The sequence below is a fragment of the Candidatus Eremiobacteraceae bacterium genome (assembly GCA_035710745.1).
Classification (GTDB): domain Bacteria; phylum Vulcanimicrobiota; class Vulcanimicrobiia; order Eremiobacterales; family Eremiobacteraceae; genus JANWLL01.
Genome location: DASTCX010000003.1, coordinates 1 through 19,088, shown reverse-complemented (window position 1 = coordinate 19,088; position 19,088 = coordinate 1). Strand labels below are relative to the sequence as shown.

At 59.7% G+C, this 19,088-nt stretch carries 11 protein-coding genes; 6 read left to right on the top strand and 5 right to left on the bottom strand.

Translation table 11 applies throughout. The features are described from left to right. Positions 1 to 17: 17 nt before the first annotated feature. From VFO25_00110 to VFO25_00095, 4 genes are all read right to left on the bottom strand, one after another. Positions 18 to 2,048 carry a hypothetical protein gene (locus VFO25_00110; protein ID HET9341313.1) on the bottom strand — a complete coding sequence of 677 codons (2,031 nt, stop codon included), beginning with the start codon at positions 2,046 to 2,048 and terminating at the stop codon, positions 18 to 20. Next, the gene (locus VFO25_00105) at positions 2,048 to 4,054 is read right to left on the bottom strand and encodes a hypothetical protein (protein HET9341312.1); all 2,007 of its coding nucleotides are present in this window, start codon (positions 4,052 to 4,054) and stop codon (positions 2,048 to 2,050) included. Before VFO25_00105 ends, VFO25_00110 begins: the two co-directional genes overlap by 1 nt. After that, entirely contained in the window at positions 4,054 to 5,982 is a 1,929-nt protein-coding gene (locus VFO25_00100; protein ID HET9341311.1) for a hypothetical protein, read from the bottom strand. Before VFO25_00100 ends, VFO25_00105 begins: the two co-directional genes overlap by 1 nt. A 218-nt stretch (positions 5,983 to 6,200) precedes the next feature. Then, entirely contained in the window at positions 6,201 to 7,601 is a 1,401-nt protein-coding gene (locus VFO25_00095) for a tetratricopeptide repeat protein (GenBank protein HET9341310.1), read from the bottom strand. A 71-nt stretch (positions 7,602 to 7,672) separates the two neighbouring features. On the opposite strand from VFO25_00095, the gene VFO25_00090 reads away from it, so the two are divergent. From VFO25_00090 to VFO25_00080, 3 genes are all read left to right on the top strand, one after another. Next, positions 7,673 to 9,862 carry a hypothetical protein gene (locus tag VFO25_00090; protein HET9341309.1) on the top strand — a complete coding sequence of 730 codons (2,190 nt, stop codon included), beginning with the start codon at positions 7,673 to 7,675 and terminating at the stop codon, positions 9,860 to 9,862. A 171-nt stretch (positions 9,863 to 10,033) separates the two neighbouring features. After that, a complete protein-coding gene (locus tag VFO25_00085) occupies positions 10,034 to 10,354 on the top strand; it encodes a hypothetical protein (protein HET9341308.1) in 321 nt (106 codons plus the stop codon). Then, positions 10,306 to 10,938: a hypothetical protein gene (locus VFO25_00080; protein ID HET9341307.1), complete on the top strand. Its 633-nt coding sequence runs from the start codon at positions 10,306 to 10,308 to the stop codon at positions 10,936 to 10,938. Before VFO25_00085 ends, VFO25_00080 begins: the two co-directional genes overlap by 49 nt. Positions 10,939 to 10,958: 20 nt before the next feature. On the opposite strand, the gene VFO25_00075 is transcribed toward VFO25_00080, so the two are convergent. Continuing rightward, positions 10,959 to 11,690 (bottom strand): SDR family oxidoreductase, encoded by a 732-nt coding sequence (locus VFO25_00075; GenBank protein ID HET9341306.1) that lies wholly within the window; start codon positions 11,688 to 11,690, stop codon positions 10,959 to 10,961. A gap of 129 nt (positions 11,691 to 11,819) precedes the next feature. Here VFO25_00075 and VFO25_00070 point away from each other — a divergent pair, with 129 nt between their 5' ends. The 3 genes from VFO25_00070 to VFO25_00060 all read left to right on the top strand — a co-directional run bounded on the left by VFO25_00070 (position 11,820) and on the right by VFO25_00060 (position 18,715). Beyond that, positions 11,820 to 14,048, top strand: coding sequence for a family 1 glycosylhydrolase (locus VFO25_00070; GenBank protein ID HET9341305.1), 2,229 nt, complete (start codon positions 11,820 to 11,822; stop codon positions 14,046 to 14,048). A 290-nt stretch (positions 14,049 to 14,338) separates the two neighbouring features. Next, positions 14,339 to 16,063, top strand: a complete 1,725-nt coding sequence (locus VFO25_00065; GenBank protein ID HET9341304.1) for a site-specific DNA-methyltransferase — start codon at positions 14,339 to 14,341, stop codon at positions 16,061 to 16,063. A 1,077-nt stretch (positions 16,064 to 17,140) separates the two neighbouring features. After that, positions 17,141 to 18,715 carry a hypothetical protein gene (locus VFO25_00060; GenBank protein ID HET9341303.1) on the top strand — a complete coding sequence of 525 codons (1,575 nt, stop codon included), beginning with the start codon at positions 17,141 to 17,143 and terminating at the stop codon, positions 18,713 to 18,715. The last annotated feature ends 373 nt before the right edge of the window (positions 18,716 to 19,088 follow it).

The following is a 19,088-nucleotide window of genomic DNA, read 5'->3' as shown; positions in this document are numbered from 1 at the left end:
CCTATTCAACGCTGCGGTTATAGGTGACCGACCTTGTTCGCGCCGCCGTCGGCGGTCCACATCCTGCCCGACAGATCGAAGGTCAGACCCGTCGGCTGACTTCGCGGTTCATACGTTCGGAACTCGGTAAACGTCCCCGCAGTGGTCACGTGACCGACGCCGCCGTAGAACCATGACGATCCAAATATGTAGCCCTCGGTGAACCAGAGCGCGCCGTCAGGACCCGCTTTTAGGTCGCCAAGACCGCGCACGTTACCGTTGCATCCGCACGGAGGCAGCTGGAACTCGACTACTACGCCCGTTGACGGGTTGAGAGTTCCGATCTCGTTGCGGCCGTTTGATAGAAACCAAACACTGCCATCGGAGCCCCAAGCAATCCCCGCGTCCAAACCGAGACCGGTGTACGTCGCGCGGATCGAACCGTCGGAGTTGAAGTGGTATATCTCGTCCTGAGCGCCGCCCCAGAGCGTGCCGTCTGGCGCGATCACAATCGAGTTCAAACCTGTGGGTGAGAACAGCCTTACCTTCAGCTGCGCAGTGACTTGGCCGAGCGCTGACGGGCAATTCGATGCGAACCAAATGTCGCCGGTCGCATCGGGCGTCAGCGAAGAAGCCGATTGCGGGGCAAAGCCGCACGTCCCGGTCAAGGGTACCTCGCTCACCGCGCCGTTCGTGCGCATCCGCGCTATCGACAATGAGGTGGGCTGGCCGAAGTTGTTCGGCGCATAGGCGTCCTCGAACCAAATGTTGCCAGCGCTGTCCGTCGCCAAGTCGTTCGGCTCCGCGTAGCGGGCCGGTAGTGCGAATTCGGTCGTCTTTCCCGTCGGGAAGATGCGCGCGATGTAACCCGGGCCGCCTTCGCCGTACCAAACGCTTCCGTCGCTCGTGGACGTGATGCCGCTGGGCGACGAAAGAAGCGTCTTCGTCGGCTGCATAGCAATCGCGTTCGACGGCGGGGGCGCCGGCGGTCCGGAGAGCGTGGCAAGACGTTGAGCGCCGTAGTCGCAAACGAATAGCTCGTCGAGGTCCGAATTGATGGTCGTGCAGTCCGGACCGCCGAAGCTCGCCGCAAGGCCGATGCCATCCTGAATGATCGGCGCACCGCTCCCGGCGAACGTCGTCACGTTCCCGCTCGCATCAACTTTACGGACTTCGTAGTTGAACCAATCCGCGATATAAAAGGAGTCTGAACCAGCATCGTACGTGATCGACGAAGGATATGCGAAGAGCGCTTTCTTGCCTCGACCGTCCTGGTGCAGCTGCAGACAATTGTTGGGGAACTGTGCGGGAATGCATCGTCCTGCTAGCGTCTTGTACGTGTTCGTCACCGGCTGGTACAAAATGATGTCGTCAAGAGCGACAGAGTCTATCGCGACGTCGCCGTTCGTGCTGTCGTAGGTGACGCTAGCGACACCTATGTTATTGAAGAACCCGAGCGGTCCGACCGTTGTGACGACACCCGATTCAGTGATGGCGCGAAGGCGATCGTTATCGACGACGTATAGGACGTTGTGAATGCTGTCGAGCGCGATACCCCCCGGGTCCACGAACTGAGCGGCCGCGCCGGTGCCATCGTTCGTGCCCCGCGTGCCCCCGGCCAATAGTGAGATGGAACCGCCTGTCGTCACCTGGAGGATCTCGTAGAGGAACGGGATGGTGACGTACATGACGCCGCTATGCGAGTCCCATACTATTGACGTCGGAGAACTGTAGGCGAAGAAATTCGTCAGCCGTGAGATCTGGCCATTGGAGAGCTGATCGAGGATCTCTCCCGCGATGAGGTAGTATGACTTGTTTTGGGGGTCATAGGCCGCACCGAGGTACTGGCTCGTATTGCCGATTATCGTCGTGACGGTTCCGGCGTCCGTCGTACCGGGGCTCCGACGGGCGATCGGCGCGACTCTTATCGGAACGCGCTGTGGGTGCGTCTGTATCGCTGCGGGCGTGTGCAGACCGAGCAAGTGCGCCGACACAGGACCAGGCGCCAATTGCGGCACGACAGCGATCGCAAACCACACGAGTGCGACGCCCATCGTTTGGCGGAGCATCAGAACCACCTGCCTATCTTGAGCGCTCCTGGATCCGTGAACCAGATCGCGCCGTTCGCGCCAACCGCCATGCTTTCGGGCGCCGTTCGAGGCGCCGGTATTTCGTGCGGCGTGAACGCACCCTGAGACGTCATTCGCCCGATGTAACCCGGCAGGTTCGCGGTGAACCAGAGCGCCTTGTCGGGACCCTCGACCAACCCGAGCGGCCCCCACTCACCGCTCGCGTACGGGGAGATCGGCAGTTGATACAACAGAATGTTATGCGGATAGATGGCGCCGATCGCGCCCGCCTGGCCAATCCACATCTTGTTACCGGGGCCCCTCGCGATCGGTCCGATCGTGATATCTTGGAACTCCAGGCGCTGCAGCACGGCGCCTTGGGTCGACACGCGGTCGACGAAACCGCCGACGGACTGGATTGCTCCCAATGTCCAAAGATCGCTGGAAAAGCCTGCGGCGAGCGACGACGCGGCGTCGATCGAGTATTGAACGACCGAGCCGGATGGGATCACGACACCGATCGACTGACCTGCGACGAACCATGGATTCCCGTCGGCTCCGATCGCGATGTCCGATGCGCTGTTGCCGGAGGGGATCGGGAACGACAGCAAAGTGCCGCCCGCGGTGTATTCGCCGATGAAGAGATTGTTGGTGAACCACACATCGCCGGCGGCGTCGACGGCGACCATCCCCGGTGACACGTTCGAAGGCAATTGCACCTCGGTAATCGCGCCGTTCGTCGCGATCCGGCCGAGGATATGAGATGCCGGCGCCGTGTATATCATAGAACCGTCCGGAGCCGCAGCGATGCCGACCGGCGCTTCCCCTGGGGTCGGTGGATCGAGCAAGGTCATGCCGTGCGGCGGCGGCGGAGGTGTCGGACCGTCGGCGACGACTTGGCGAATGGCGCTGTTACTCACGTCGGCGACGGCTATGGTGCCGTCGACGTTCGCCGCGATCGCGATCGGCGCGTTGAATGCGGCGCTCGGTCCAACGCCGTTACGAAATTCGTTGTGGCCGTTTCCCGCGAGCGTCGTGACATCTCCGGTCGTGCTCACGCGCCTGACCAGATTGTTGTGGTATTCCGAAACGTAAAGAAAGCCGTCGGCGTGATCGTACGTGATGTCGGACGGAAAGGAGAAGAAAGCCGACGTCCCGTGCCCATCCCGGTATAGGTCTTCGCACTCGGCCGAGTTGAGCAAGATGCATTGCCCAGCGAGCGTCGCAACGCTTCCGTGGGTCGGGTCGATCCGACGGATCAGTTCCGAGCACGTGTCGGCGAGATACAATTTCGCATTGTCGGGATCGAACGTCAGCCCTAAGAGGCTCGGGCCGTCGAAGCAGAACAACCCATTCGGCGGTCCGATCGACCCGGGCGCCGTGACTGTCTTCACGAGACCGGATTCACTGACAGATCGGATGCGATCTTTGTCGGCGACGTAGAGGATCTTGTTCGTGCCGTCGAGCGCGATGCCGGTCGGACCTTGGAATTGCGCGTTTGCTCCTTGGCCGTCGTTCGTGCCGCACGTCGAGCTGCCCGCGAGCGTCGAGATGACGCCCGTGCTCGGCGAAACGGTGACGACCGTACAGCCTTCCGGCGCGTAGATCAATTGCGAGCCTTGGTCGTACACCATGAATGGGAATGAACCGTTGAACGTCGTTATCTGCGACGTCTTGCCGTTCAGGGCGACGAGTTCCAATATCGTCGGTGAGCCGGACACGGTCGCGATGAGGCCACCCGTGTCAGGATCTGACGCGACCGGTCCGAGACCTTGGAAGACACCCGGAATGGTCGTGACCTTGCCCTGATAAGCGGTCCCGCTTCGATTGATGATTGCCGAATATCCATCGGGCACGAGACGCGCGCGTACGACCGTGGCCGATACGCGCATCAACGCCGGCAATACCTGCCCGCGAGGCGAAAGCCTCGCAGATGCAGCCGATCCCGTCAAGAGCAGTACCGCGACGAGCGCAGCGCCGGCAACCTTTTGCCTATTGACAGCCATCAGAACCACCGTCCGATCTTCGACGCGCCGAAGTCGACGAACCAAAGCGAACCATCGGGCGCCAAGACGATCCGGGTCGGCGAGGATCGTGGTGCGGGAATCTCGAGCGCCTTGAAAACTCCTGTCGAGGTCATGCGGCCGAGGTCGCCGCTCGAGCCCGACGTGAACCACACGGCTCGGTCCGAGCCCTCAACGACGCCCTGCGGATCCCAACCGAACGGCTGCGGTTGCGGAGGCAGTTGGAACGTCGCGACCGTCGATTTGAGGACTTCGCCGACGTCGACCGCTTGCGCGAACCACATCCGATCGACTGGCCCGGGCGCGATCGGGTTGAACTCCGATATCTGAAACTGGTTCGTGACGTATTTCTTGAGCAGCGTGCCACTCGTCGAAAAGCGCTCGATGAAACCCGTCCCTGTCGTCCATATATCGCCGGACAAGCCGCCTGAGATGTAATTCGCCGGATCGACGGTGAACTCGGTTACCGTTCCGGTGCCCGTTATGAATCCAAGCAGGTCGACGTTCGATGCGACGAACCAGATGTTGCCGTCAGGCCCGAGGGTCATCGACGTCACGTCGACACCGCCCGGCACGCTGTATGTGTTCATGGTGCCGTCGGACCGAATGACGCCGATCGACGGTGTCGGCGAAAACGGCGGTGGGCCGAGACCGATATCGAACCAGACGTTGCCCGACGCGTCACCGACGATGTCCTGAGGGAAGCTTCCGGACGGCAGCGTGAACGAGTGCTGCATCCCCGTAGTATCGATCTTCAAGACCTTGGCGAAATCGGTCTCCGTGTACCAAAGTGAGCCGTCGGTCGAGAACGTGATGCCGTACGGATGAGCTCCGATGTCGGGAACGTCCATCAGCCTGAAGCTGTGCGGCGGAGGCGGAGGCGTCGGTCCAGTGCTCGCGACGGTGCGGATCGATTGATTGATGGTATCCGCGACGTAGAGCACGCCGTTCGCACTGGCCGCGACACCGTCGGGTTCGTCGAACGACGCGAGATTGCCGATGCCGTTCGCGAACTCGGCATGTCCGCTGCCGGCGAGTGTCGTCACCACGCCCTGCGGCGAAATTCGCCGGATCTGGTTGTTCAGAGCGTCAGCAACGTAAAGTGCCTGGTCGATGGCGCTGTATACGATCCCGCTAGGGCTTGCGAACAGCGCGCTCGTGCCTGTTCCGTCGCGCGACAACGCTTCACAGTCGAAGAACTGATCGAGAAAACACTGGCCGTAGGCGTTCGTGACTTGCCCCGTTGTGACGGTCACTCGCCGGATGATGTTCGGGCACGAGTCGGCGACGTAGAGGTTTCCGTCGAGCGCATCGTAGGCGACGCCTTGGAAGCCGCGATTGAAAGGCTGGCAGTTGCCGCCTCCGATGCTGCCGGGGGCGGTCAGCGTAGTCACGACGCCATGGGGAGTGACCTTCCTAACGCGATCGCTATCGGCGACGTATAGATCACCGTTTGTGCCATCGACCGCGATTCCGTTCGGCTTTTGGAATTGCGCCAGCGGCCCTTTACCGTCGGCTGTACCGCACGTGGTGCTGCCGGCCAGTACCGTCGTCGCGCCGTTTGCGGCTGATATCTGGATGATCTCGCAACCGTATCCGGCGTACACCTTGCCGGTCTGACTGTCGAAAGCGAGATCGAAAACCGAAAATGGCAGAACGACGAGGGGTGTCGCGATGCCGGCTTGAGTGATGCGAGCGACGACCCATTCACCCGACTGAAGGTATTGAGCAAAGATGTGCTTCTTAATCGGATCGTACGTGATCGCTTGAACGCCGTAGTAGTCGCCGTTTATCGCCTTGACTGTGCCCAGGTAGGGCTGCGCTTCCGCCGGCCGCACGCTTGCCGACAGAACGCCGCCAATGAAAAAGACAACGGCTGCAATAGAACCGATGCGACGTCGACCGAACATAAAGCAACAGCCTTCTGACGAAAGAATGATGACTAGAAGGTCCGATATTGAGTTCTCGTCTTGCTGAGAGGCCGCCCTCTTAGCGGCGTAGTCATTTGGTCCCGGTCAGGCTCCGCGGCGTGGAAGCGTCACGCTCGTGGCATGACCCTAGGGAAGGCGCATGTCGGTTGATACTGAGCGTTTGAGGGGACTTGGCGCGGTGTTCGGCTGGACCAGCCTCAGGCCAGGTTGAAGAAATGCCCGTGCGTGCGGCGCAGGATATCCGCGGCGCTCTTTCGATCGCCGAGCGCAACGGCCGCGGCCTCGAGGTCGGCGAGGTTGGTCGCGTCTGCGTGCGCCAATGCGAATGCGAATTCCGCGCGCGCCACCGGCACCCGTCGTTCGAGCACGTATGCGCGCGATAGCAGCGCAGCTGCTTCCGGCCGATAGTACGGATCGACTGCGGCGTAGCGTTTGAAGGACGCAATAGCTAGATCGATGTCGCCTCTCGCTTCGTACGCCTTGCCGAGCATGCCGAGCACATCGACTCGTTTCGGAGATAACTCGAGCGCCTGGTGTCCGTACGCGATCGAGTCATCGAAGCGATGCTCTTCATAGGCCGCTGCGCCGAGCCACGCCGTCGTCGAAACAGAAAGCGGATCGAGCGCTGACGCCGTCTTCAAGTGCGCGATCCCGTCGGACAATTTGCCTTCTTCAACGAGTGCGATCCCGTACCACTCCTGTGCCGGCGCGTAGTTGGGGTCGAGCGCGATCGCGTGCTCCAGCTCGGACATGGCCTGCTGTTTCTCTGACGCCTGCGTCTCGGGCGGCTTGGCGGCCGAGCGTCGCGTGTCGGCGTCTTGAAGCGCGAGCACACCGAGCACCGCGTGCGCCTCCGCCGAATCCGGATCCAGGGCGAGAGCCTCGTTCGCGTACGCCTTTGCGCGCGCGAAGTAGACCGAGGGTCCGTGCGTGCCGTAACAGTACGCGCCGATCATCGCGTTCGCATCGGCGAGACCGGCGTAGCCGCGCGGATCGGTTGGATCGCTATTGACGACCTGTGCGAAATACGTCAGGCTCTTGCGGACGCCGTCGCGCGTCCGCTCGTTCCAGAAGTACGTGCCGATCGCGTAGAGTTGCGCGCCGCGAGTCGAGAGATGCTTTTGCGACGCTGCGCGACCGTCGAGCGCACCGCTCCCGGTGATGAAGAGGGCCGCTGCTATCATGGAGGCGGCACCGGCGATAACGACCATCCGGTTCGCGAAGTGTCGGAGAGGTCGCGTGTAGTCGGACGACCGCACCGCCTCGGCCGCCGGCGCTACGTGCGCCACGCGGACGATCGGAACGGTCAGGCGATAGCCGTAGCGCGCAACAGTCTCGATAGCATCAGGAACACCGTGTGCCCGGAACGCCTTGCGGATGACGTAGACGTTTTGAGCGAGATTCGCCTCTTCGATGAAGCGGTCGGGCCAAATGCGGTCGAGGAGCTCAGACTTCGAAAGGGTGCGACCTGGCTGCTCGGCGAGCGCGAGAAGCGTTTCGGCGACTTTGGGGCCGAAGCCGAGTGCCGCGCCGTCGCAAGTTGCGACCAACCGCTCCGCTTGGAGTTCGAAGGGCCCGATCCGGTATACGATCATCATCCGAAGCCCATCATAGGATTTTGATGGCGGTTCTGAAGACGCGCAAGGGCTGCCTGCGCGATACTCCACCCATGAGACCGATTTCCGTGCTTTTCGCGGTGGCTGTGATCTTGCTGGGATTTACCGCTGAGGCGCATGCCGCCGCCACATCCTCATATTCGTTTCAGCTCGTCCGCGCGCCGCATCCGCTAAGCGCCGACCCGTCGATGACCGACCCAGCGTGGCAAGCGGGCGCGGTGCCGGTCGTCGGACAGTGGGAAAACGTGACGACCCGGCAGCCGGCTGATGGGCCACAGGTGAGCATACTCTACGACGACGCGAACGTGTATGTCGGATTCGTCGTGCCGCAATCGTCCGAACCGATCGTCGCCACGCAGACGGCGAACGACGTCGGTTTCGGCGTCGACGATTTCGTCGCGGTCGGGATCGACACGAGCGGCAACGGCTCGCAAGCGTACCTCTTCGAGACGACGCCGCGTGGCATCCGCTACCAACAATCGACCGAAGACGTGCGCTATCGGCCGGATTGGAAAGTCGTAACGGCAGTGCAGGGCAAGACGTGGCGGGCGGTCATGATCATCCCGCTTCGTTCCATGCGGCTGCATGCGGGTGCGGGGCAGAATTGGCGCATAGGATTCTTCCGCGGTATCGCCGCGAAAGGCGAGCACATCTCTTGGGCATTCGATCCGATAATGATAGACATGGTCGGGGCCGCCTGGCCGTCCTTCGCTGACCTGCGTTTTTGGCCGCACGTCACGGGCGTCACGCTCGCGAGCAACGTCGGCGCACGACCGAAGCCGAGGCTCGAGGTGTATGGCCTGACGAGTGCGGGTGTCGATCGCGGACTCTACCAGCAAGCCAACGGCACGTTCCAGCCCGAGCATACGCGCTCGGCCGGCGTCGACGCGAGCGTGCCGCTGACATCGACGATCAACTTCGTCGGCACCGCGAATCCGGATTTCTCGAACGTCGAAATCGACCAGCAGACGATCGCGCCGCAAGAATTCGCTCGGCAGCTGACCGAGTACCGGCCGTTCTTCGCCGAAGGCGCCGCTTTCGTCGATCCGAACCCCGATGGCTACACGGACTTCAACGCGCCGAAAGACGAGGTCTTCTACTCGCCCAGCATCGGACCGTTCGACCGCGGCGCGAAGATCGAAGGGACGTTCGGCCTCCAAAGTTTCGGCCTACTCTCGTTCCGCGGCTACGATCAGCTGACGGGCGACACGTTCGACGATCAGGCTTTCGGCTACAAGCATGCGACGGACGATCGCTCGTTCATGTACTGGGCGGATGGCGTGCTCGCGCACCATAGCATCGCGGGGACCGATTCGACCGAAGAGGTCGGAGCTCGAGGCCTCAATCGGACGAGCGGATTCGTGTGGTCGCTCAACGGCGCCGATGAGAGCGGCTCGTGGGTGCCGCAAGGCGTCACGCAATCGACGAACGACTGGGTGTATCTAGAAAAGCCTGACTACCAGATCATCGCGCAATACGCCGACGTGGGACCCAACTACGATCCGATCGATGGATTCACGACGATCTCCGACATCCGCGGGCCGACGGGCTACGTCAATTTCAACGGCAGCACGCCCGGCGTGAAGAGCTGGAGCATGTTCTTCCAGGGCGATCGGCTGCTCGACCGCAGCGGCGCCGTGCACGAGGCCGATTCGAACATCTTCTTCAGCGCGGTCTTCAAGAACGGGCTTTCCATCAACGGGATCGGACCGTCGACGAGCGAGCTGCGCGGCTACGGCGGCAATTTCTTCAGCGGCTATCCGACGTATACCGACGGTTCGAACGTGCCGTTCAACCTCATGTACGTACCGCTCGGGTTTGGTGATGGGACGCCCAAGCCGTTCGACGTGCTCGTGAATTGGGGGTCGTTCGGTGGCAACTGGCTTCATCTATATAGCGCGACGACCTCGCAGCCGCTCGGCTCGCGCTACACGCTCGGCTTGGAATACGACGGTTCATACGAGCGCGGGCTTTCGACCGGCAGTCTCGACTCGCAATGGCTGCGACGCGTCTCGCTCGGTTGGAACGTGGGGCCGTCGACGAATCTAACGCTATCGTTGCGAGGCATCAATGGCCTGGGCGGGTTCTCGACGCAAACCGGAACGAACCTGGCGGCAGGCTTCCACACACGGACTGGTAGCGGCGACCTCTACATCAATTACGGCTCGCCGTCAGCGGCGGCGACCCTCGATCGGCTCATCATCAAGTACGTGCTTCGATTCGGATCTGCCGCGGGTACCTAATCCAGCGAATTTAGGGGTGACCCGGCGATTCGGAAGAGCGGGTTCGAGGCGTAACTGCGTCGAGGACCTGCTCCAGCGTCGTTTCGATCTTTGCGAGAGTCGCGCCCACCGCGTCCCGGACGATATAACGGTTATGTAGCAATACAGCTACATTTATGTTATCCTAGGGCCGTGGACAAGTTGTTCGGATCGAAGGCGAGGACCGATACCCTCGTAGCGCTTGCGAGGCTTGGATCGACGTATGTATCCGAAATCGCACGCGTCATCGAACGCCGGCCGATCGAGGTCCAGCGGGCGCTCGCGTCGCTCGAGCTGACCGGCGCTGTTCAGACGCGCCGTGTCGGAACCATCCGCACTGCAGAGCTCAATCGACGCTACCCGGAATACGAGCGTCTCTTGGATCTACTTCTCAAGATGGGCGATCGACCCGACTATGCGCGCATGTGGAAAGCGATACGTCGACGCCCGCGCGCGATGGGGAAAGCTCTTTGAGCCTAAAGGGGGCTTCGCTGTCCGAGGTTGCTGCTGAGGCAAGCCGAGCATTGGCAAATGCGGGCATTCCGGTGGCCGTCGTCGGGGGAAGCGCCGTGACTTTGCACGCGCCCGATGTCTACACATCCAAGGATATCGACTTCGCGGCCCTCCGCGGCACGACGAGGCGCGCATTCGCAGAGGCTGTCGCGCCCCTCGGCTTTTCCGCTTCGGGCCGAGACTTCGTGCACGACGACACGCCATTTACCCTTGACCTCGTCGCTGACACGCCCTACATCGACCGGCGGCCCGTGACAACCTTTGTCACGGTGAAAACGCCTCATGGGCCCGTGACGGTTTATAAGTTTGAGGATGCGATCGCGGACCGAATAGCCGCGTTTTTGCACTGGGGAGATCTCGAGTCACTCGAGATCGCTGAGCGAGCGCTCCGTGCGCAAGCATCCAAGGTTCGGTGGGCGCCGGTTGAATCCGCGCTCCGCCAGCTCGACGTGAGCCTGCCGGAGGCGGCTCGGCGCCTTGATGTCGCCCTCGATCGTCTGAAGCGCGCGTATAGACCGCGCCTAAGGCGAAAGCGAGGGGCGTAAATCCGAGGTAGCTTCGCGACCTAGAGCGTGTCGAGGCGGCCGCCATCGACGACGAGCGTCGTGCCGTTGATGAACTTCGCGTCGTCTGAAGCGATGAAGCAGATCGCATTGGCAAGGTCTTCCGGTTTACCGATCGCGCCTTCGATCTTCTCGGCACCGCTTTTCACGTTCGGGTTGTTCCAGAGCATCGGCGTGTCGACCGCGCCCGGTGCGATGGCGTTGACGCGGATACCCTTTGAGAGCATCTCGATGCTGAAACCGCGCGTGAACGCCTCGATCGCGCCTTTGCTCGCCGCGTAGGGGACGACGTTCGGCGTCGTCTGATGCGCGTGGACGGAGCTGATGTTGACGATCACGGAACCGGCCGGCATACGCGGCGCACTGTACTTGCTGAAGTAAAACACCGATCCGAGGTTCGTGGTGACCACGTGGAAGAAGTCGGCTTCGGCGATGTCGACGATTGGCGTGAACGTCATCATGGCGGCGTCGTTGACGATGACGTCGATCTGATTGTACGCGGCAACGGCCTTGGCGATGACCTGCTGGACCTGCGCCGAGTCGCCGACGTCGACTGCGACGGCCATCGCTGTGCCGCCAGCCTTGGTGATGTCGTCCACAGTTGCTTGAGCTGCGTCGAGCTTGAGGTCCGCAACGACGACCTTGCCGCCCTCGGCGGCCATCTGAAGGCATGTCGCGCGGCCGATCCCCGATCCGCCACCCGTGACGATGCACGTCTTGCCCGTGAATCTCATGGCAAAGCCGTTCGCCCGCTCTATCACTCAACCATGTTCGAAGTTGGAGCGCTCGACCTTAACGGTCGACCGCCGCGACCTCTCCAAACCAGCAAGACGCGCAGCCTTTCCGGCGAAGGTCGGTCGCCGATGCGCGAGCATTTCCGTTTCGGGGTAGCCACAGCCGACCATCAGTGCGAGGCGTATGATGGTCGGGATGATATCCGCGACGTGTGGGAACGGGTGCGAGGCCTCGTGCCGCGCGGCAAGGCGACGGATTTCTGGAACCGCTATCGCGAGGACGTCGATCTCGCGAAAGGTTTAGGCTGCCGCGCGTTTCGGCTATCGCTCTCCTGGGCGCGGTTACAGCCGGAACCTGGCGTTTGGGATGACGCCGCATTCGCGCACTACCGCGACGTGCTGCAGTATATGCGCGACGCTGACATGTGGACGGTCGTCACGCTTCATCACAACACGTGGCCGCTTTGGGTGCAGGCGGCGGGCGACGGCGCGGGCATGCTCGATGCGGGCTTTCCCGCGCGGATGGAGAAGTACGCGTCGGAGGTCGCGCGGCGGCTCGGTGATCTCATCGACTACTACGTGACGCTGAACGAACCGAACCAACTCGTCTACGGCTACATCAAGGGTTTTTGGATGCGCTCGTATCCGGTGCCGCCGGGCTTGCCGCCGTATGCGACCGGCGAGCAACAAATGGAAGCCGTGTTAAAGCTGATCCCAAATCTCTTTCGCGCGCATGCGCGCGCTCGGGCGGCGATTCAGGTGCTGCATCCGCGGGCGAAGGTCGGATCAAATCCGCTCGTGCTGGGTTTGCCACGCTGGCTTCAGCGACTGGTCGATCGGAACGCGACGCATCTGAAATCGCCCGAGCAGGCGATAAAGCAAGCGGTGCGATTGTCGCAACACAAGATCCTCAACACGGGCTCGGTCGACATCTCCATCGCGCAGGTGGCCATGACGCAGGAGCGGATGAGCAAGGTGCTCTTCTCGGAGCCGTACGCGATGGCGAGTCCCGTTCTGCTCCACGCGTCATCGCTTGCGCTGCCGGCGAATTTTCAGACATGGAAGGCCCGTGTCGGCGTCATCAACGAGGCGGTCACCGCCTCGACGTGCGGGGGGCTCTTCACCGCTGCGGACGTCGAGTATTTCGATGATCCGGCATCGGCGGTCGCGGCGCTACGGGCGGGCAAGCTCGATGCCGTCTTCGATCTCGATCTCTTCCTGAAGCCCTACGCCTCGGACGGACTCGTGCTCACGCCGGTTTTCGGCCGACGCTGGCCCATTGGTATCGTCATGGCGCTAGGGAGCCGGACGCTGCTCAACGCAGTCGACCGCACTTTGAGGGAGTACAAGAGAAAGCATCCGGAGCTGCCGCGCGGCGTGAACCGCAAGACGATCGGGATGACCGATATGGCCGCATTGACCGGACCGGGCGACGAGGCGCCACCTAGCCATGGCCCATCCGGCGTGCCCGACCTCGATCGAACGATCGACATGATCCGCAAGCGAGGCGTGCTTCGCGTCGGCATACGGCCAGGAGTCGAGGGCTTGTGCATGCCCGACGGCGCCGGCGGCTATCGTGGGCTAGAGCCGGACCTGGCTCGCGTCATCGCGCGAGGAATCTTCGGCGCTGGCGACGCTAAAGTCCGCTTTGTTGAGCTCACCGGCGATCATAGGTGGAACGCGACGCGCTCGCTTCTAGGCGCGTTCGACGATTTCCGCAAGTCACTTGGGATGTTCGGAACGCTCGTAGGCACAAATTGGTGGAACCTCGGAATGGCCGGAAAGCTACCGAAGTTCTTGTGCCCGTCCGAATGCGTCGGCACGCTCGACTATGTCGGCCTCGACTACTATTGGGGAATCTCTTCGATCTGGCCAGGCGAGCTGCAACGACTGTCGGCCGCTGCTGAATGTCACTACGCGATGGCGCCCGTCTGGCCTGGCGTGCTCGACGGCCTTATCCGGGAAGCTGAAGACCAGTTCCCGGGCAAGCCGATCATGGTCATCGAGAACGGTTGTGTGACGTCAGCCGATGGCTTCTCGCGCGCCAAATATCTCAACGCGCACATCGAGCAGGTCGAACACGCCTGGCGCCGCGGTGCTCCGATCATCGCCTACCTGTGCTGGAGCATCACGTCAAACCGTGAATGGGGTCTTCCCTTTGACAACAACAGCGACTTTGGGTTATTCCACATCAATCTCGATGAGGATCAGAATTTAAGGCGCGTTAGTACACAGTCAGCGGAGCGCTTTGCAAACCTAATTTCGCAACGCCGTTTATCGCCTGGTATCCCGGATGCCCGACGGGCTGCGCACGATATGGCCGGTACCGCCAAGAAAGGCGCAAGACCCAACAGTTAAAGCACAAATTTCATCAGTTTGCCGTCTTGGTTAGCCGCGGAGGCTCGGTTATTAGTTGCGGGGAAGGTCGAAGACACTGAAACCTGAGTGCCGACATCCTTGTCGATCCGCCGCCGTGGCTCCAGTCAAAACCGAGTCTTACCGCGATGAGACGGGCCGTCGGTCGCTGAATCGGCGGCAATTAGCCATCGCAACGCGCAGGTCGTGGCCCGCCTTGTTCACTATTGATGTTGCAACGATAGACTTTCTGTCAGCGCATTCCACCCGGACGGGGTAAAGCAATGCCTTCGTTGGATTGGATTGGGAAAGACGCGGTCATCCATCACGACCAGGATGTGCCGTTCCAGCTCCTCGACTGGTTGCCTGGGTTGGCGGGTAATAGCTCTGTTGGAGGCAACATTGTCGTACGAGGGGACAATCTCATCGCACTGCGGTCTTTATTGCCCTATTTGGCGAAGCGCGTAAAGTGCATATTTATTGATCCGCCGTATAACACTGGAACCGAAAAGTGGATATACAATGATGCCGTCAACTCACCTGAGATCCGTCGTTGGTTGGGGCAGGTGGTCGGGCCGGTCGGCGAAGATCTTACAAGGCACGACAAGTGGCTTTGCATGATGTATCCGAGGTTGCGGCTGCTTCGTGAGTTTTTGAGCGATGACGGCGTGATCTTCGTAACCATTGACGAAAATGAGGCTGGTCATCTTGCAAACCTCATGGACGAAATCTTTCTCGAGCGCAATCGGATCGGAATTCTAACTTGGGTGCGTAAGAAAAAGGGAAGTCACCTTTCCGGCACGATGCGCAAGATGACAGACTTCGTTTTCGCCTACGCGAAGGAGATTCAAGATACGAGCCTTTTTGGGGAACCGGCATATTCTGACAAACTTCAACCGCTCGTAAAGCGTACGAACGCGAGCAAGACGTTGACGTTCCCGGCTAACCTGATCGTTGCGAGGAAGAATGGAAGCGCTCGCGGTGGCTTAGGCGACGGTAAGTATGCACCCGGCATTCGCGGCGAAGGCGGCACGGCAGTTGAGTTTCTAGACGAGCTCGTCATCGAGGGCGGGATCGTAACCTGCGCCTTTAGGGCGCGTGCAAATTTTGTCTGGACTCAAGAGAAACTAGACGAAGAGATTACACTAGGGACGAAGGTCACGCTCTCCAATGAGTTTGGGTTTAACGCGCTGCGCTGGAATCAGGCTGAGAAGTTCAAGAGACCAAGAACGTTGCTCGACGAAGATGCCAACGTAGATGATTCCGAAGTCGCTCGCGAGGAGCTCTTAGACGTGCTTGGGACAAAACTTGGCATTGGGACGAACGAAGACGCTTCGCGCGAACTTTCAGAAATACTCGGGGTAGAACAGGGGCAAGCATTCCCCTATCCCAAGCCAGTTAGCCTTATCCATTACCTTGTACGCGCAGCTACAAAGACCGATCCAACCGCTATCGTTTTGGACTCCTTCGCGGGAAGTGGCACGACCGGTCATGCTGTTTTGAAGCTCAACAGTGAAGACGGAGGAACTCGCCGGTTTGTACTCGTTGAGTTAGAACCTCACATTTTTGAGAACGTTACGGTACCACGGCTGCGTAATGTGATGAGTGGTTATAGCACGCGATCCGGCCAGCACGTACCAGGGTTGGGCGGGTCTATTAATTGCGCAACCTTGGGAGAGCGCCTCCTCACCGAGGATGGAGACCTCAACTCGAAAGTATCCCGGGAACAGTTAGCGCAGTACGTGTATTATCTCGAAACGAGAAGGTCGATAACGCGTCCGATTTCCTCGGATGAGTACTTAGACACCGCAGACGGCGTGGCGTACTATCTCTGCAGTCCTAGGCCTGGCTCCAAGGGAGAGCGACTCGTTCTTGATCTAGATTCACTCGGCATGCTGAGAGAAGAAGCGACCTCGCACGTCGTCTACGCTGAGGCGTGTCATCTTGATGGACGACTCCTCAAGAGTAGGGGTATAACCTTTCGACAGTTGCCATATGACTTTTTGGTCAATCACTGATCTGTGATGTTTGAGCTGAAACAATACCAGCAAGAGGCGATGAGCGCGGTGACACGGTACTTCACGTCGTTCGTGCAGTCCGGTGACGCCGCGAGAGCGTTCAGTGAAACAACCGAAGCTCTAACGGGAGCCGCCGTTCCATTTATTGCGATACCCGATCTCCCAGAGATCCCTTATGTATGTCTTCGCGTGCCCACCGGAGGCGGCAAGACTTTTATGGCCGCCAATACGGTCGTCACCGTCGGCACTGAGGTACTCGGCGCGGGAACTTGCGTCGTAGTTTGGCTTGTCCCCTCGAATGCGATCCGCACACAGACTTTGAGTTCCCTCCGGAATCCCACCCACCCCTACCGGGTTGTCCTGGAGAGGGCGTATCCGAGCCGAGTTACGGTTTTGGACATCAGAGAGGCGCTAGCCGTAGAAAGAGCGATCCTAGAGAACAGACTTACGGTGGTCGTAGCGACACTCGCGAGTCTCCGCGTCACCGATACTGACGGTCGACGCGTGTATCAAGAGAATGGCGCTTTGCTCGAACACTTCCAAAGGCTACGACCTGAGCTCATAGAAGCGCTTGAGCTTACATCTGAGCAAACGCCGGTCGCATCTCTCTGCAATGTGCTGCGCCTTCATCGCCCGCTAGTGATTGTCGACGAAGCTCACAATGCCCGAACGCCCTTGTCGTTCGAGACAATAGCCCGGTTGAGACCCATAAGTATAGTTGAATTCACAGCGACGCCTCAAACCACTCACGATCCCACGCGGAACTCGTTCGCAAGCAACATCTTGTGGCACGTATCAGCTCTCGAATTGAAATCTGAGGGAATGATCAAGCTTCCTATTCAGCTTCACACGGAGGCATCATGGGAGGCAGGTCTTGCGCAAGCCGTTCAGCTGCGCTCACGTCTTGAGAGCATCTCTGCGTCACAAGACCGTTCTTCGTATGTAAGACCAATACTCTTGATTCAAGCACAGCCTCGATCTCAGTCAGGCACGAACGTCACCGTAGAAAGGATAATCAACAGTTTAGTATCTGATTGTGCTGTACCTCGGGAACAAGTCGCGGAGCAAACATCAAGCGTGCATGAAGTCACGGGTATCGACTTGTTCTCGTCTGATTGCCACATTCGCTACATCGTGACGGTTCAAGCGCTCGCCGAAGGTTGGGACTGCTCGTTCGCGTACGTGCTATTCACCGTTGCGAATTTGAATTCAGCAACGGCTGTGGAACAAATACTTGGCAGGGTGCTTAGAATGCCCTATGGGCGACCGCAGGCTCACCCTGAGCTGTGTAGAGCTTACGCTATAGCAACGTCGGATTCTTTCTCAAACACGGCAAACACTTTAGCCGATGCCCTTGTAGAAAATGGATTCGAGAGATTCCTTGCGCAGCAAGTACTTGTCACAAGCCCATTGCAATTGACCCCTGAGCAGATACGGGACCGAACTACCCAGGTTTCGCAACCGCCTATCTTTTCGTCCTTACCTGCCTCCGTTAGGAGTAGCATCAATTTTAACCCCGCTGACTTGACGCTTACTTTGCTAACCACGCCAACGGAATGGGAACAAGAACATATTAGGAATTCGTTTACGTCACCTCAAGATCGAGAGCTAGTCGATGAGCTTTGCGCCAGGCTTAGGGCTACCGGCACGCCGACGACCTCAGTGGAGCCAAGGCGTCCAGTCACTATTCCGCAATTGACAATTGAGTTAGGGAGTGGTCGGCACGTTCTCGATGATAGCTTACTTCAGGCAGCTTGGGGCGACATCTCCGATGAAACCTTAGTCGCCGTGGCTTCGGAAGAGCTGTCGATTAGTGGTGCGCAGGGGGGGACCGGTACTATAGATGTTGGGAACGAAGGTCGCATAAGCATTAGATCCTTGTCGGATGACCTCGCTTACCAACAATCGTTGCTCGAGGGAGTCCCCAACTGGAGCCTTCGCGATCTGGCACTCTGGATTGATCGCTCAATTTCTCATCCCGACTTGCCCCGCGAACAAGCGGTATCGCTTATCAATTCCACCCTGAACCTAACTCTCGTACGTCAAGGCGTTTCGCTAGAGCGACTTATTACTGATCGGTTTCGTCTCAGGTCGTCTGTGGCTAGAGTACTTGATAGATTGAGGAGCAACGCCCGAAAGATCCGTTGGGATCGCCTGATTGAAGACAGCCAAAACATTGCAGTCGACAGCAAGGTGGTATTTGAGTATAGGCCGGAAGTCGATTTTTATCCGGCCACAAGTTTCTATGAAGGTCGATACGTCTTTCAATCTCATTTTTATCCAAAGGTTGGTGAACTAGGGTCGAACGGTGAGGAATTCGACTGCGCCTGCCTCATTGACTCAATGGCCGAGGTCGATACTTGGGTTCGGAATCTTTCTAGGCGGTCCTCAACCTCATTTTGGTTGCAAACATCGACGGACAAGTTCTTCCCTGATTTTGTCGCCCGCCTAAAAGATGAGCGCATCTTAGTCGTTGAGTATAAACGCAGGAGTGACATGGAATCAACGGACACGCTGGAAAAGTCCAGGCTTGGAAACGTCTGGGCAACAGGAAGCAGCGGGAAATGCTTATTCGCGGTCGTCACTGCCGAGTCAATGGACGCGGTTCTTAGGCGGTTGGTGTTTCGCCCAAACGTGCCGTCCTCGACTTAAGCCAGATCCAGCCGAGCGGGCACTATCCCCTGACTACCATGACCGTCTCGACGCGCCTCAATTGGCGGAGCGTCGCTCGTAGGCCATCCTTATGAGGTCTCTAAGGACCTCTGGCTTCTTGCGTATGTCGTCAGCAGTCAGCCTGAGACGATACTGCCCCCACCGCTTGCTGTACTCAAGAGTCTCTAGCCCAGCCGTCTCAATGGTGGAATCCAGCTCATCCGATTGCGGCTGCGCTGACCCCCGAGACTCGGGCCGAATGAGACTGTGATTTTCTGGGCGTACTCACCTGGAGGAGACGCCCATGAAGAAGCGATTCAGCGAGCAGCAGATCATCGGGATTTTGCACGAGCTTGACGCCGGTGCGACCGCT

Coding starts and splice junctions, on each gene's coding strand:
- VFO25_00100 (HET9341311.1), bottom strand. CDS start 5,982: ATGTTCGGTCGACGTCGCATCGGTTCTATTGCAGCCGTTGTCTTTTTC.
- VFO25_00075 (HET9341306.1), bottom strand. CDS start 11,690: ATGAGATTCACGGGCAAGACGTGCATCGTCACGGGTGGCGGATCGGGG.
- VFO25_00070 (HET9341305.1), top strand. CDS start 11,820: ATGCGCGAGCATTTCCGTTTCGGGGTAGCCACAGCCGACCATCAGTGC.
- VFO25_00110 (HET9341313.1), bottom strand. CDS start 2,048: ATGCTCCGCCAAACGATGGGCGTCGCACTCGTGTGGTTTGCGATCGCT.
- VFO25_00090 (HET9341309.1), top strand. CDS start 7,673: ATGAGACCGATTTCCGTGCTTTTCGCGGTGGCTGTGATCTTGCTGGGA.
- VFO25_00095 (HET9341310.1), bottom strand. CDS start 7,601: ATGATGATCGTATACCGGATCGGGCCCTTCGAACTCCAAGCGGAGCGG.
- VFO25_00105 (HET9341312.1), bottom strand. CDS start 4,054: ATGGCTGTCAATAGGCAAAAGGTTGCCGGCGCTGCGCTCGTCGCGGTA.